The organism is Streptomyces sp. SS1-1, from assembly GCF_008973465.1.
In the GTDB taxonomy this organism is placed as follows: Bacteria; Actinomycetota; Actinomycetes; order Streptomycetales; family Streptomycetaceae; genus Streptomyces.
In genome coordinates this window covers 718,079-731,365 of sequence record NZ_WBXN01000004.1, presented here as the reverse complement: position 1 = coordinate 731,365, position 13,287 = coordinate 718,079, and the positions used below count along the sequence as shown (strand labels likewise).

Here is a 13,287-nt window from a genome sequence, read left to right as displayed (position 1 = left end):
CGGGGTGATCAGACGGTGAGGACCCGCAGCCCGGCCTCCTCGAAGCCGCGTACGAGGTCCGGGTCGGCCGCCGTGTCGGTGACCAGGGTGTCCACCGTGTCCACCGCGCAGATCCGCGCGAACGCCCGCCGGCCGAGCTTGCTGGAGTCCGCCGCCACGATCACCCGCTCGGCGCGCTCACACAGCAGCCGGTTGATCGCCGCCTCCGCCTCGTCGTGCGCGGCGGCCCCGTGCGTGACGTCCAGGGCCACCACACCGAGCACCGCGACATCGAGGGTGACCTGCGACAGCACGCCGTCCGCGAGCGGCCCGATCAGCTCGTACGACTGCGCTCGCGCCACCCCGCCGGTCAGCACGATCTTGAACTGGGGCCGTACGGCGAGCTCGTTGGCGATGTTGAGCGCGTTGGTGACGATCGTCAGCGCGGGCGTGCCCGAGGTGAGGTCGCCGCGTACGGCGAGGGCGCGGGCCACCTCCGTCGTCGTCGTGCCGCCGGTCAGCCCGACGGCCTCGCCCGGCGCGAGGAGATCGGCCACCGCACCGGCGATGCGCTGCTTCTCCGAGGCGTTGCGCGCGGTCTTGTAGCGCAGCGGCAGCTCGTACGACACCCCGTGCACGACCGCGCCCCCGCGGGTGCGGACCAGCATCTGCTGGGCGGCGAGCTGATCGAGGTCGCGGCGGATCGTGGCGGCGGAGACCTCCAGCTCGGCGGCCGCGTCCTCGACGTCCAGCCGGCCCCGCTCCACCAGCAGGTCCAGCAGCGCCTTCCAGCGGGCGTCGCGCGACATCCGCCCTCCCTTCCTCGATCTCCCGCGACCCTAACGCACACTCACTCCGTCCCTTTGCTTGATTCTGCTCGAAAGCAGGCCCTATCTTGCAGGAACGAGCATTCACGCCGCATGGCCGGGAGGGTGACGGCATGACCCATGTCGAGGACGAGCTCAACAGCCAGCCGGAGTGCTGGACCCGTGCCGCGGCGGACGCCTCCGCAGCGGGCGGGAGGCTGCCGGAGGCGGGGGAGCGGGTCGCGGTCGTCGGCTGCGGCACCTCGTACTTCATGGCACAGGCGTACGCCGCGCTGCGCGAAGGGGCCGGTCAGGGCGAGACGGACGCCTTCGCCGCGTCCGAGTTCCCGGCCGGGCGCGCCTACGACCGGATCCTCGCCCTCACCCGCTCCGGCACCACCACCGAGGTCCTGGACCTGCTGGAGCGGGCGAAGGGGCGGACCCGCACCACGGCGATCACCGCCGACCCGGACACCCCCGTCATGACGGCCGCCGACGACCTCGTCGTCCTCGACTACGCCGACGAACGCTCCGTCGTGCAGACCCGGTTCGCCACCACCGCGCTCACCCTGCTCCGCGCCCACCATGGACTCCACCCCGAGGCCGCCGTCGCCGACGCCCGCGCCGCGCTGACCGACGCCCTCCCCGACGAGCTCGCCGGATGCGCGCAGTTCACCTTCCTGGGCCGCGGCTGGACGGTCGGCCTCGCCAACGAGGCCGCCCTGAAGATGCGCGAGGCGTCCCTGTCCTGGACCGAGGCGTACCCGGCGATGGAGTACCGGCACGGCCCCATCAGCGTCACCACCACCGGCACCGTGACCTGGATGTTCGGAGAGGCCCCCGAAGGACTGGCCGCACAGGTCGGCGCGACCGGCGCCCGGTGGATCGAGGGCCGGCTCGACCCGCTCGCCGAACTGGTCCGCGCCCAGCGGCTCGCCGTCGCCGTCGCCGCCGCCCGCGGCCTCGACCCCGACCGGCCGCGCCACCTCACCCGCTCGGTGATCCTCACCCCCTGACGCGCCCGTACCCGATAGCCGTCTGCCGTCCGCCGTCCGTCCAGAAAGGACAGGCCGTGCCCCTCGTGACCACCGGCGAGCTCGTCACCCGCGCCGCCGCCGACCGTTCCGCCGTCGCCGCGTTCAACGTCATCACCCTGGAGCACGTGGAGGCGGTCGTCGCCGGCGCCGAGAGCGCCGGTTCCCCCGTCGTCCTCCAGGTCAGCGAGAACGCCGTCAAGTTCCGCTATGGACGGCTCCTGCCGCTCGCCCGCGCGGCCGTCGCCGCCGCCGAACGCGCCGCCGTCCCCGTCGCCCTGCACCTGGACCACGTCCAGAGCGACGACCTGCTGCGCCAGGCGCCCGCCGCCGGGTTCAGTTCCGTGATGTACGACGCGGCCCGGCTGCCCTACCTCGACAACCTCGCCGCGACCAAGGCCGCCGCGGACTGGGCGCACGCCCAGGGCCTGTGGATCGAGGCCGAACTGGGGCGCGTCGGCGGCAAGAACGGGCAGCCGCCGCTCGACGCGCACGCCCCCGGTGCCCGCACCGACCCGGCCGAGGCGAGCGCGTTCGTCGCCGACTCCGGGGTGGACGCCCTCGCCGTCGCCATCGGCAGCTCGCACGCCATGACGACCCGAACCGCCACCCTCGACCACGCCCTGCTCAAGCGCCTGTCCGCCGCCCTGGACGTCCCCCTCGTCCTGCACGGCTCCTCCGGCGTCCCCGACGGCGAGCTGACCGAGGCGGTCGTCGGCGGCATCGCCAAGGTGAACGTCGGCACCGCCCTCAACATCGCGATGACGACCGCGATCCGCGACTTCCTCGCGGCCCACCCGGACGCCGTCGACTCACGCACCTACCTCAGCGTGGGACGGGAGGCGATGGTGCGCACGGTCGCCGACATCATCACGGTGCTGCGCCGCACCGGCTGACGGCGGCTACCGGCGGACCGCCCGCAGCACCACGAACTTCGGGTCGGAGGCGACCACTTCGCTGTTCCCGAACAGCCGCCGCAGCTTCACGTGGTAGCCGAGGTGCCGGTTGCCGACCACCCACAGCTCACCGCCCGGCCGCAGCGCCCGCCGCGCCCCCGTGAACATCCGCCAGGCCGTCGCGTCGGTGGTGGCCTGGTGGGAGTGGAACGGCGGGTTGTTCAGCACCAGGTCGACACTGCCGTCCGGCACGCCGGCCATCCCGTCGCCCACGCGGAACTCGGCGTGCCCGGGCACCCCGTTCGCCTTGAACGTGGCCTCCGCGGACGCCACCGCCTGGAAGGACTCGTCGACGAACAGCACCTCGGCCTCCGGGTTCGCCAGCGCCACCGCCGTGCCCACGACGCCGTTGCCGCAGCCGAGGTCCACCACCCGCCGCGGGCCCCGCCCGCCCGGCAGATGGGCCAGGAAGAACCGGGTGCCGATGTCGAGCCGGTCGGCGCAGAACACACCGGCGTGATTGACGACCGTGCTCCCGGAGGCCGCCCCGACCCCGGCGGGCAGCGCGTACGTGTACGGCCACGGGTTCGCGGGCCGCTCCACCGACGGCTCCGGCGTGCAGAGGATCAGCCGGGCCTTGCGCTTGGCCAAAGACGTCCGGGTCGGTCCGAGGATCCGCTCGAACAGCTCCAGCGTGGAGGTGTGGATCTCCCGCACCATGCCGGTGCCCACGACGACCGTGCCCTCGTGCACCGCGGGCGCCAGCCGCAGCAGCTGGTCCTCCAGCAGCGCCAGGCTCTTCGGCACCCGCACCAGGAGGACGTCGACGCGCTCCGGCGGAGGGTCCTGCGTGGTGAGCAGCCGGACCGCGCCGGGCCCGACGCCGTGCCGGGCGAGGTTGGCCCGGGTGGCCTCCTGGGCGAGCCACGAGTCCGTGATCTGGGTGGGCCGGTGTGCCGCCAGCGCCGTGACCAGGGCGCCCCAGCGGTCGCCGACGACCACGACCGTGCCGGAGAGCGGGACGTCCTGCTCGGCGAGGTGCGCCAGGAGGTACTCGTCGGAGGCGTCCCAGGCGCGCAGCCTGTCGCGGGGGTCCTCGGGGAAGCGGGTCAGCGCGAGATCGCCCCAGGGCGTCGTCATCCGGTCGTTCATCGTGCGTCAAGGCTAAGCGACCTCGGGCGCCCGCCCGCACCCCGGCCGTGACGGCGTGAGATGCGGGAGGATGGGGGACATGGAGGCCGAGCTGTTCCCGCGCGAGCGCGCCGTCGTCGCGCCGGGCGCGGTGCACCTGCCCGACTGGCTGGACGCCGGGGCCCAGCGCGAGCTGCTGGACGCCTGCCGTGCGTGGGCCCGCCCCCCGGCCGGACTGCGCACGGTCCGCACGCCCGGCGGCGGGACCATGACGGCCCGGCAGGTGTGCCTCGGCTGGCACTGGTATCCGTACGCCTACGCGCGGACCGTCGTCGACGGCGACGGCGCCCCGGTCAAGCCGTTCCCCGAGCGGCTCGGCACCCTGGCCCGGCGCGCGGTGCGCGACGCCCTCGGCGAGGAGGCGGAGCCGTACGACATCGCGCTGATCAACTTCTACGACTCCGACGCCCGTATGGGCATGCACCGCGACGCCGACGAGCGGTCCACGGCACCCGTGGTGTCCCTGAGCCTCGGCGACACCTGCGTCTTCCGCTTCGGCAACACCGAGTCCCGGACCCGGCCGTACACGGACGTCGAACTGCGCAGCGGCGACCTCTTCGTGTTCGGCGGCCCCTCGCGTCTCGCCTACCACGGCGTTCCCAGGGTGCACCCGGGCACGGCGCCCCCGGAGCTGGGACTCACGGGGCGGCTGAACGTCACGCTGAGAGTGAGCGGGCTGTAGACCACCGCGTATCGGGATCATGGGAGACTCGCCCTCATGAGCGGCAAGGCGGACCCCCGGCCGGCGGGGGAAGGGACCACCACCCCGAGGACGCGACTGGAGCGGGGGCGCGGTGCGCTCGGACCCGCGTTGGAGCTCGTGCACACCGGTCGCGCCCCCACGCGCGCCGTCCTCACCGCCGAACTGGGTGTCACCCGGGCGACCGCCGGGGTGGTCGCCGCCGAACTGGAGGCGCTCGGGCTGATCAGGGTCGACGCCCGGCCGGGCGCCGCTGCCGGCTCGCAGGGGCGGCCCTCGCACCGGCTGTCCGTCGCCGAGGACGGCCCGGTCGTCCTCGCCGCCCAGGTGCACGCCGACGGGTTCCGGGCGGCGCTGGTCGGCCTCGGCGGCCGGATCGTCGCCACCGCTCCGGGCTGCGAGACCGTGGACGCCGACCCGGCCAAGGTGCTCGGCTCGGTCGTCGAGGCCGGAGCGGACCTGCTGAACCAGACCGGGCGGCGCTGTGTCGGGGCCGGGCTCGCCGTCCCGTCCGCCGTCGCCGAACCGGACGGCCTCGCCCTCAACCCGCTGCACCTGGCGTGGCCGGCGGGCGCCCCCGTCCGCCGTATCTTCACCGAGTGCGTGCGCGCGGCCGGGATCACCGGACCGGCGTTCGCCGGCAACGACGTCAACCTCGCCGCGCTCGCCGAGCACCGGCACGGCGCCGGCCGGGGCGCCCGCGACCTGCTGTGCGTGGCCACCGGGCACCGGGGCGTCGGCGGCGCGCTCGTCCTGGACGGCCGTCTGCACACCGGCAGTTCGGGCCTGGCCCTGGAGGTCGGCCACCTCACCGTCAACCCCGAGGGACGGCCCTGCCACTGCGGCAGCCGGGGCTGCCTGGACGTCGAGGCCGACCCGCTGGCCCTCCTCACCGCGGCCGGCCGCGAACCCGGCCCCGTGGTGTCGCTGCTCCAGCAGGCCAACGACCTGATCCGCGGCCACTACGACGACCCGACGGTCCGCACCGCCACCGAGGCCCTCATCGACCGGCTCGGCCTCGGCCTGGCCGGCCTGGTCAACATCCTCAACCCCGACCGCATCATCCTCGGCGGCCTGCACGGCACCCTCTTCGACGCCGACCCCGGACGGCTGCGCGCGGTCGTGGCCGACCGCAGCCTGTGGGGCCAGAGCGGCGGCGTCCCGATCCTCGCGTGCAGTCTCGACCACAACAGCCTCGTCGGCGCGGCCGAGTTGGCGTGGCAGCCGGTGCTCGACGACCCGCTCGGCGCCCTCGCGGCGTAGGCTTCCCGCCATGCGGATCGCCGTCTCCTCGGACATGGACGAACCCGTCGCCCGGCTCCTCGTCGAGGAGCTGCGCGACCGGGGGCACGACGTGCTCGCGCACGGCGCGCTCAGCCCCGGCGACGACGCGCGCTGGGCCGTCTGCTCGCAGGCGGCCGCCCGTGAGGTCGCGGACGGCACGGCCGACCAGGCGGTGGTGTGCTGCTGGACCGGAACCGGCGCGTCCATCGCCGCGAACAAGGTGCCCGGCGTCCGCGCGGCCCTGTGCACCGACGCGTACACCGCGCAGGGCGCCCGCCGCTGGAACGACGCCAACGTGCTCGCCCTCAGCCTGCGTCTGACCTCGGGACCGCTGCTCAAGGAGATCCTCGACGCCTGGTTCACGACCGGGGCAGGCACCGACGCCGAGGACCGGGAGAACGTGGCGTACCTTGAAGGGCCCGGCGGGAGCTGACGGCGTACTCCCCGGGGGGTACGCGCGGTGCCGCTGGCCGTACGACGACGCGGACCCCCTCGCGGGGCGACGCTCGAGTCATCACCGCAGACCGTGCGGACCGACCCGGGAGATGACTCGAGATGCAGACCCTCGCACACTTCGCCGACGGCGGGCCCGGCCCGTGGATCCTGCTGTTCCCGCTGATCTGGGCGGCCGTCGTGATCGGCGGCGTCACACTGCTGCGCCGCACGGGGTGGCGCGGCCGCCGTGGCCCACGGCCCACCCGCCCCGACGACAGCTCGCCGATCACCGTCCTCGGCCACCGGTTCGCCTCCGGCGAGATCGACGAGGACGAGTACTGGCGCCGGCTGTCCGTCCTCAACGAGGAGTTCGGCCGCACGGGCAAGGACGGCCCCGTGTGACGCCCCGGCGTGGCGGCCCTCTGTCCCCCCTCACCGCCCGGTCAGCCGGCAACGGCCGACCGGGCGGGAGCGCGTTCCGGGCGACGAAGGTCGACCGGTGGACCGACCGCCGCGAGACGGCGCACGGGCTGCTCCACGGTGACGCGGCGCGGTGGCCGCGCGGTCGCTGACGGCGCCGCGCCGGGCGTCGGCAGCGAGAACCACACGACCTTGCCGGACTCGCCCTCCGGCCGCACGCCCCAGCTCTCGCTGAGGGCCGCGACCATCGCGAGCCCGCGCCCGCAGGTGGCGAGCGCCTCGGTGTCCCCGGGGCCGGCGGCGACCGGCAGCCGGGGGTCGTGGTCGTGCACGGACACCGTCAGGCGGTCGAGCAGCAGCTCGATCTCCACGGTGCACGTCTTGTCCGGCCGTGCGTGCTGATGGACGTTGGTCAACAGCTCGGTCACACCGAGCGCCGCGCGGTCTATCAACGGGTCCAGATGCCAGTAGCGCAACTGCGCCGATACGATTCTGCGGACCTGGCCGATCCGCGACGGCAGGGCTTGGAGCTCCACCGCGCAGTGCCTGCTTGGGTAACTGATCACGGCTGCGACTCCCCGACTGAAGAGGTCCGGAAGAACACGGAGTACGGATCCAGCAGGGTGCTTGAAGAAAACGGCCGCCTGCTGTCGTGGCCGGCGGGCTGGTTCGCAGCGTTATCGCCGGTAAACCCAGAGTGACGTGAGACCAGCGTGGCGCAGGAGGCGCGATGACGCAACTCGCGGTGACTCAGTCGTCACGCCCCGCAGCCCTCCGTACGGCCTCGATGAACCGGCGCGCGGCGGGCGGTCCGGGCTCGCCCGGAGCGGGGTCGTGATCCCCCAACGTCAGTGAGTAGCGCTTGCCGTTGAGGTCGGCGAGGGCCCGGTCGTCGGGCGCGAACCAGGGCCGGGACGCGCGGACCGCCTGCACCGGCGCGCTGTCGATCTCGCTGCCGTAGCTGGTGAGCAGCTGCACCCGGCCGTCGCTGATGCGCACCTGTCCGGCCCGGGTCAGGGAGCGCAGCCGCTTCCCGATCCGCACGCCCTTGGCCGTGAACTCGTCCTCCGCCATGCCCCGCCCCCTCGTGCGTCTCGGTGGCCGGCCCGCTCCGCGCGGGGACCGGCCCGGTCCCCGGTCGTGATCCGGTCTGCACCCCGTCGGGTGCAGTCTGCCCCCGTCCCGCGCCCCGCACCAGTGCGCGCGTGCCCCTCGCCGGGGGCGCTCGGAGCACTCGTGCGGATGCGCCCCCACCGGATGCGCCGCGAGCGCCCACCCAGGGGTGCCTTTGAGGCTCTCAAAGGTGTGTTTATGCAGGTGAGAAGCGTACGGAAGATGTTTATGCTCGAAGGGACGGCAGCGCGGTCCGCCGCTGCCGGGAGCCCGAGGAGCAGCGCCGTGAGCACCGTCCAGCAGACCCCGTCCGGCGTGACCCTCGACGTCGACCGCAGCGATCCCGCCTATCGCACCTGGCTGAAAGAAGCCGTGCGCAAGGTGCAGGCGGACGCGAACCGTTCGGCCGACACCCATCTGCTGCGCTTCCCGCTGCCCGAGCGGTGGGGCATCGACCTGTACCTCAAGGACGAGTCCACGCACCCCACCGGCAGCCTCAAGCACCGGCTGGCCCGCTCCCTGTTCCTGTACGGCCTCTGCAATGGCTGGATCCGGCCGGACCGCCCGGTGATCGAGGCGTCCAGCGGCTCGACGGCCGTCTCCGAGGCGTACTTCGCCAAGCTGATCGGCGTGCCCTTCATCGCGGTCATGCCCCGCACGACGAGCGCCGAGAAGTGCCGCCTCATCGAGTTCCACGGCGGCAGGTGCCACTTCGTGGACGACTCCCGGCGGATGTACGAGGAGTCGGCCCGTCTCGCGGTGGAGACCGGCGGCCACTACATGGACCAGTTCACCTACGCGGAACGGGCCACCGACTGGCGTGGCAACAACAACATCGCCGAGTCCATCTTCCGGCAGCTGCGCCTCGAGCGGTTCCCGGAGCCCGCGTGGATCGTCGCCACGGCCGGCACCGGCGGCACCTCCGCGACCCTCGCCCGGTACGTCCACTACATGCAGTACGACACCCGTATCTGCGTGGCCGACCCGGAGAACTCCTGTTTCTTCGAGGGCTGGACGACCGGCGACGCCCATGTCACCTGCGACTGCGGCTCCCGGATCGAGGGCATCGGCCGGCCCCGGATGGAACCGAGCTTCGTGCCCGGCGCCGTCGACCGCATGATGAAGGTGCCCGACGCCGCGAGCGTCGCCGCCGTACGCGCCCTGGAGGGGGCCATCGGCCGCAAGGCGGGCGGCTCCACGGGCACCGGCCTGTGGAGCGCGCTGAAGATCGTCGCCGAGATGGTGGCCGAGGGGCGGCGGGGCAGCGTGGTGACGCTGCTGTGCGACCCGGGGGACCGGTACCTCGACAAGTACTACTCGGACGCCTGGCTCGCCGGGCAGGGCCTCGACATCACGCCGTACGCGGCGGCCCTCGATCAGCTGCTCGCCACGGGCGTCTGGCCCGAGTGAGCCCGCGCCGGGCGCCGGTTCAGGACGCCGAGGCGGCCAGCCGCCGGTCCAGGGAGGTCACCGCGCCCCGGAACGCCCGGGCGAGACCGGGGCGCGCCAGCCGCACCGACGTCCGGAAGGGGGCCGTGCCGTCCACCGCGATCGTCCACTGGACCCGGGTGCCGGCACCGGCCGGGGCGAGCCGCCACTCCTCGACGATCGCCCGCGAGCCCGGCGCGTTCGTCAGGTCGACGCGGTAGGCGTACACCTCGGGGCGCTCGGCCGCCAGGACCGTCTCCTCGAAGCGGGTGCCGCCCATGAGCCGGATCTCGCGCCGCGCCCCGCCGTCCAGCGGCCGGGCCAGCGTCACCGCGCCGTACCACTGTGTCCACCCGGCCACGTCCTCGGCGAGCGCCGAGTACACCGCCTCCGGCGGCGCGGCCGTCTCCCGCGCGAAGACATGCCGTACGGGAGCGGCCCCGACGAAGTCGAGTCCCACTTCACGCAGCAGATGAGCCATGGACGACAACTCCCTGTGGGTGATGTTGCACCGGGCAGCGTCACCCTAGTTGGCGCTTCGTCAGATGTCTGTACCCTCATCGGGCTCGCCCGCCACCACCAGCCGCAGATGCTCCGCGATCTCCGCGCGGACGCCCGCGTCCAGCCCGGAGTCCGTGACCAGCGTGTCGACCTGCTCCAGCGTCGCGAACGAACTCAGCCCCACCACACCCCACTTGGTGTGGTCGGCGATCACCACGACCCGCCGCGCCGACTGCACCAGACGCCGGTTGGTCTCGGCCTCCGCCAGATTCGGCGTCGACAGACCCGCCTCGGCCGATATCCCGTGCACCCCGAGGAACAGCATGTCGAAGTGGAGCGCCGCGATCGCCTGGTCGGCGACCGGGCCCACCAGCGAGTCGGACGGGGTACGCACCCCGCCGGTGAGCACGACCGTGGCCGCGCCCTGCCGGGGGCCGGTCGTGCGCTGCGCGGCGTGGAAGACGTCGGCCACCCGCACCGAGTTGGTGACCACCGTCAGATCGGGGACGTCGACCAGGCGATGCGCCAGCGCGTAGGTCGTCGTGCCGCCGGACAGGGCGATCGCGCTGCCCGGCGCCACCAGCTCGGCCGCCGCCCGCGCGATGTCCTCCTTCGCCGTCAGCTCCAGCCCCGACTTGGCCTCGAAGCCCGGCTCGTGCGTGCTCGCCTCGACCACCGGGACGGCGCCGCCGTGCACCTTCTCCAGCACGCCCTGCCGGGCGAGCGCGTCGAGGTCCCGGCGCACCGTCATGTCCGACACACCGAGCTTGCGCGTCAGCTCGTTGACCCGCACCCCGCCCCGGCGCCGTACCTCGTCCAGGATCAGGGCGCGTCGCTGCTCCGCGAGGAGGTTCTGATTCTCGCTCACGTACGCTCCGGTCCTCTCGCCGCTGCCGTCCGACCTGCCCCGCCAAACCCTGTCCGACAAGGACATTCTCGCCCCTGTCCGGGCGCGGGACGACCCATCCTCGCACGGGCCGCCCCCACCCGCGCCACCGGCCGCCCCGACGCGTGCATGCCACGTTTCGGGGCGGCCGTCCACCCCGCGCCGCACACGCTCCGGGGAGATTCCGTGACGGCAGGTGTACGAGGGCCCGGGAACGGAGATCCTGTGCCCGCACGGACACACGCGAAGGCTCGTCACGGGGGAGGTGCCGGAGATGGGACGTGCACGGGAACACGCCTCCAAGCGCGACGAGGACACGGCACCGCCGGACACCTGTGCCGACGGTGAGGCCAGGATCGCCCTGGAGCTCCTCGTCCACGGCGTCGGCGGCACCACACCGCAGCAGATGCTCGACGACCCGCGGACCGAGCGGATCACCGGCGACGACACCGCCGCCGTCTTCCGCCGCGCCGACGACGTCGACGCCGAGAGCCGCCCCGGCGACTACCGGGGCCGGCCGGTCCCCGAGGCGTACGTCTGGTGCAACCTCACCTCCGGCAACAGCGCCCGCGCGTTATGGCTGCTGCTCCTGCCGTTCATGGTGGTCAACCTCGCCCACTGGATGCGCCCCGCCGCCCGCGACCGCGCCCGCACCGTCCGCCTGTACGGCCTGCTCGTCCGGCTCGCGGGCCTCATCCTGACCGTGCTGCTCGTCGCCGCCGCCTGCGAGGTCGCCCTGGACCTCACGGCCTGGCAGTGCGCCGGCACCGACGCCTGCGCCGGCCGGCACACCTGGCTGGGCTTCCTGTCGGACGGCGGCTGGTGGAGCAGACCCGGCCGCAGACTCGCCCTCGCCGCCGTCGTGCCCACGGCCCTCACCGGACTGCTCTGGTACCTCTCCCGGCGCACCTGGAGCGCCTACGAGTCCCAGCAGCCCATGTCCCAGCGGTCCGAACCCGACGAGACGGCCGGCGGCACCGCCCTGGGCCGTCCCGGCTTCTGGTACGGCCGCCGCCTCGTCGCCCGGCTGCGGGCCGCGCACACCGCCGCCGGACTGCTGACCGTGGCCGCCGCCGTCGGTTCCGCCGCGGCCCGCTTCGACCGCCGCCCGGGCGGCCCCCCGCTGCTCGACGTGCTCGGCAGGCTCCTCGACGCTGCCCTCGTCGTCGGCGTGGCCGCCGTGGTGTGGGTGGTGTGCCGCCGCGGCCGCAGCGAGAACCGGCTCGACCGCGAACTCGACGCCCACCTGGTCCGCCGCCTGCCGCTCGCCGCGCTCGCCCTGCTCGTCCTCACCCTCGTCTACGCCGGCTGGGAGCGGCCCGGCTGGCAGTCGGCGGGCCGCCTCCCCGGCGACGCCACCTTCGGTGCCCTCGCCCTGCTCCAGGGCCTGACCGCCGTCACCCTCGCCGTCGTCGCGCACCTCCTGCACCGCACGGCACCCGACCCGCGCGCCGCGATGCGCGGCCTCGGCGGACCCGCCGTCGTGATGCTGGCCTGCGCCCTCGGCGGCGTCATGTCCGGCGGCGTCTCCCAGCGCGTCGCCGACTGGCTGGACGGCACCGGCGCGTCGATCCCCGGCCCGCCCGTCGTGCTCACCTGGCAGGCGTCCGTCATCCCCCCGCTGCTGGTCCTCCTGCTGCTGCTCCTCGGCCTGCTGGCGCGGCGCGCCTGGCTGCTGCGACGCGCCGAACTCGCCGCCGTCGAGGCCGACTACGCCGACGAGCCCCACGACCTCGTGCGCACCCGCCGTATCGCGAGCACCCGCGCCATGGCCACCCTCACCGACCGCGCGCCCCTCGTCGTCGCCGTGACCGCCGTCGCGACCCTGCTGCTCGGGGCCGGAGCCCTCGTCGGCGCGCTGACCACCGGGGACACCCCGGGCGAGACCGCGGAGGGCTCGTACGCCGTCGTGCACGGCGCCGCCCAGACCGCGCAGGCCCTCGGCTCCTGGCTGATCGGCTTCGGCTTCATACTGTTCGTCACCTGGGGCCGGCGCGCCTACAAGGACGCCTCCGCCCGCCGCACCATCGGCATCCTCTGGGACGTCGGCACCTTCTGGCCGCGCGCCGCCCACCCCTTCGCGCCGCCCTGCTACGCCGAACGCGCGGTACCCGACCTGACCTGGCGGATCGCGACCTGGACCCGCGCCGAGGAGGGCCGCCGCCTGGTCCTGTCCGGGCACTCCCAGGGCAGCGTCCTCGCGGCGGCCGCGGCCTGGCAGCTCACCCCGGCCGACCGCAGACGGGTCGCGCTGCTCACCTACGGCTCCCCGCTGGAACGCCTCTACGGCCGCTGGTTCCCCGCCCACTTCGGCCCCGACGCGCTCGCCTCGCTGCACGCCGACGTGGACTGCTGGCGCAACCTGTACCGGCGCACCGACCCCATCGGCGGACCGGTCCGGCTGCCCGGCGACGAGGGCCATGCCGTGGACCGCGAGGCGCTCAGGGACCCGCTCGCCTACGGGCGCACGGCCGACCACCCGCTGCCCGCGCCGATCCACGGCCACAGCGACTACCAGGCCGACCCCGCCTTCGCGGAGGAACGGGAGCGGCTGCTCGGCCGGCTGCACCCGGAGGTGCCGGGGCAACGCCCCGAGAGCTGACCGGAGACCGGG

Annotated in this window: 14 protein-coding genes; 8 read left to right on the top strand and 6 right to left on the bottom strand. The window is 74.2% G+C overall.

Going from position 1 to position 13,287, the window contains the following annotated elements:
* Positions 1–8: 8 nt before the first annotated feature.
* Positions 9–788 (bottom strand): DeoR/GlpR family DNA-binding transcription regulator, encoded by a 780-nt coding sequence (locus F8R89_RS04325; RefSeq protein WP_151782699.1) that lies wholly within the window; start codon positions 786–788, stop codon positions 9–11.
* Between the two features lie 131 nt (positions 789–919).
* Here F8R89_RS04325 and F8R89_RS04320 point away from each other — a divergent pair, with 131 nt between their 5' ends.
* The gene (locus F8R89_RS04320; protein ID WP_151782698.1) at positions 920–1,801 is read left to right on the top strand and encodes an SIS domain-containing protein; all 882 of its coding nucleotides are present in this window, start codon (positions 920–922) and stop codon (positions 1,799–1,801) included.
* A 56-nt stretch (positions 1,802–1,857) separates the two neighbouring features.
* Positions 1,858–2,715 carry a class II fructose-bisphosphate aldolase gene (locus tag F8R89_RS04315; RefSeq protein WP_151782697.1) on the top strand — a complete coding sequence of 286 codons (858 nt, stop codon included), beginning with the start codon at positions 1,858–1,860 and terminating at the stop codon, positions 2,713–2,715.
* A 6-nt stretch (positions 2,716–2,721) separates the two neighbouring features.
* On the opposite strand, the gene F8R89_RS04310 is transcribed toward F8R89_RS04315, so the two are convergent.
* Complete coding sequence (locus F8R89_RS04310; RefSeq protein ID WP_151787991.1) at positions 2,722–3,855, bottom strand: methyltransferase; 1,134 nt, start codon at positions 3,853–3,855, stop codon at positions 2,722–2,724.
* Between the two features lie 91 nt (positions 3,856–3,946).
* Here F8R89_RS04310 and F8R89_RS04305 point away from each other — a divergent pair, with 91 nt between their 5' ends.
* The 4 genes from F8R89_RS04305 (at position 3,947) to F8R89_RS04290 (ending at position 6,727) form a co-directional block, all read left to right on the top strand.
* Positions 3,947–4,588, top strand: a complete 642-nt coding sequence (locus F8R89_RS04305; protein WP_151782696.1) for an alpha-ketoglutarate-dependent dioxygenase AlkB family protein — start codon at positions 3,947–3,949, stop codon at positions 4,586–4,588.
* Between the two features lie 36 nt (positions 4,589–4,624).
* Positions 4,625–5,869: an ROK family protein gene (locus F8R89_RS04300; protein ID WP_151782695.1), complete on the top strand. Its 1,245-nt coding sequence runs from the start codon at positions 4,625–4,627 to the stop codon at positions 5,867–5,869.
* 10 nt (positions 5,870–5,879) lie between these two features.
* Positions 5,880–6,323, top strand: a complete 444-nt coding sequence (locus F8R89_RS04295) for an RpiB/LacA/LacB family sugar-phosphate isomerase (protein WP_151782694.1) — start codon at positions 5,880–5,882, stop codon at positions 6,321–6,323.
* 122 nt (positions 6,324–6,445) lie between these two features.
* Positions 6,446–6,727 carry an SHOCT domain-containing protein gene (locus tag F8R89_RS04290; protein ID WP_151782693.1) on the top strand — a complete coding sequence of 94 codons (282 nt, stop codon included), beginning with the start codon at positions 6,446–6,448 and terminating at the stop codon, positions 6,725–6,727.
* A 41-nt stretch (positions 6,728–6,768) separates the two neighbouring features.
* On the opposite strand, the gene F8R89_RS04285 is transcribed toward F8R89_RS04290, so the two are convergent.
* Entirely contained in the window at positions 6,769–7,311 is a 543-nt protein-coding gene (locus tag F8R89_RS04285; RefSeq protein WP_151782692.1) for an ATP-binding protein, read from the bottom strand.
* A gap of 184 nt (positions 7,312–7,495) precedes the next feature.
* The gene (locus tag F8R89_RS04280) at positions 7,496–7,819 is read right to left on the bottom strand and encodes a hypothetical protein (RefSeq protein WP_151782691.1); all 324 of its coding nucleotides are present in this window, start codon (positions 7,817–7,819) and stop codon (positions 7,496–7,498) included.
* Positions 7,820–8,143: 324 nt separating this feature from the next.
* Here F8R89_RS04280 and F8R89_RS04275 point away from each other — a divergent pair, with 324 nt between their 5' ends.
* Positions 8,144–9,268 carry a PLP-dependent cysteine synthase family protein gene (locus F8R89_RS04275; protein ID WP_151782690.1) on the top strand — a complete coding sequence of 375 codons (1,125 nt, stop codon included), beginning with the start codon at positions 8,144–8,146 and terminating at the stop codon, positions 9,266–9,268.
* Between the two features lie 19 nt (positions 9,269–9,287).
* Here the strand turns inward: F8R89_RS04275 and F8R89_RS04270 are convergent, their stop codons facing one another.
* Together F8R89_RS04270 and F8R89_RS04265 are read right to left on the bottom strand one after the other, a co-directional pair.
* Positions 9,288–9,767, bottom strand: a complete 480-nt coding sequence (locus F8R89_RS04270; protein ID WP_151782689.1) for an SRPBCC family protein — start codon at positions 9,765–9,767, stop codon at positions 9,288–9,290.
* Positions 9,768–9,827: 60 nt separating this feature from the next.
* Complete coding sequence (locus F8R89_RS04265) at positions 9,828–10,655, bottom strand: DeoR/GlpR family DNA-binding transcription regulator (RefSeq protein ID WP_151782688.1); 828 nt, start codon at positions 10,653–10,655, stop codon at positions 9,828–9,830.
* Positions 10,656–10,947: 292 nt separating this feature from the next.
* Here F8R89_RS04265 and F8R89_RS04260 point away from each other — a divergent pair, with 292 nt between their 5' ends.
* Positions 10,948–13,275: a hypothetical protein gene (locus F8R89_RS04260; protein WP_151782687.1), complete on the top strand. Its 2,328-nt coding sequence runs from the start codon at positions 10,948–10,950 to the stop codon at positions 13,273–13,275.
* Positions 13,276–13,287 lie beyond the last annotated feature (12 nt).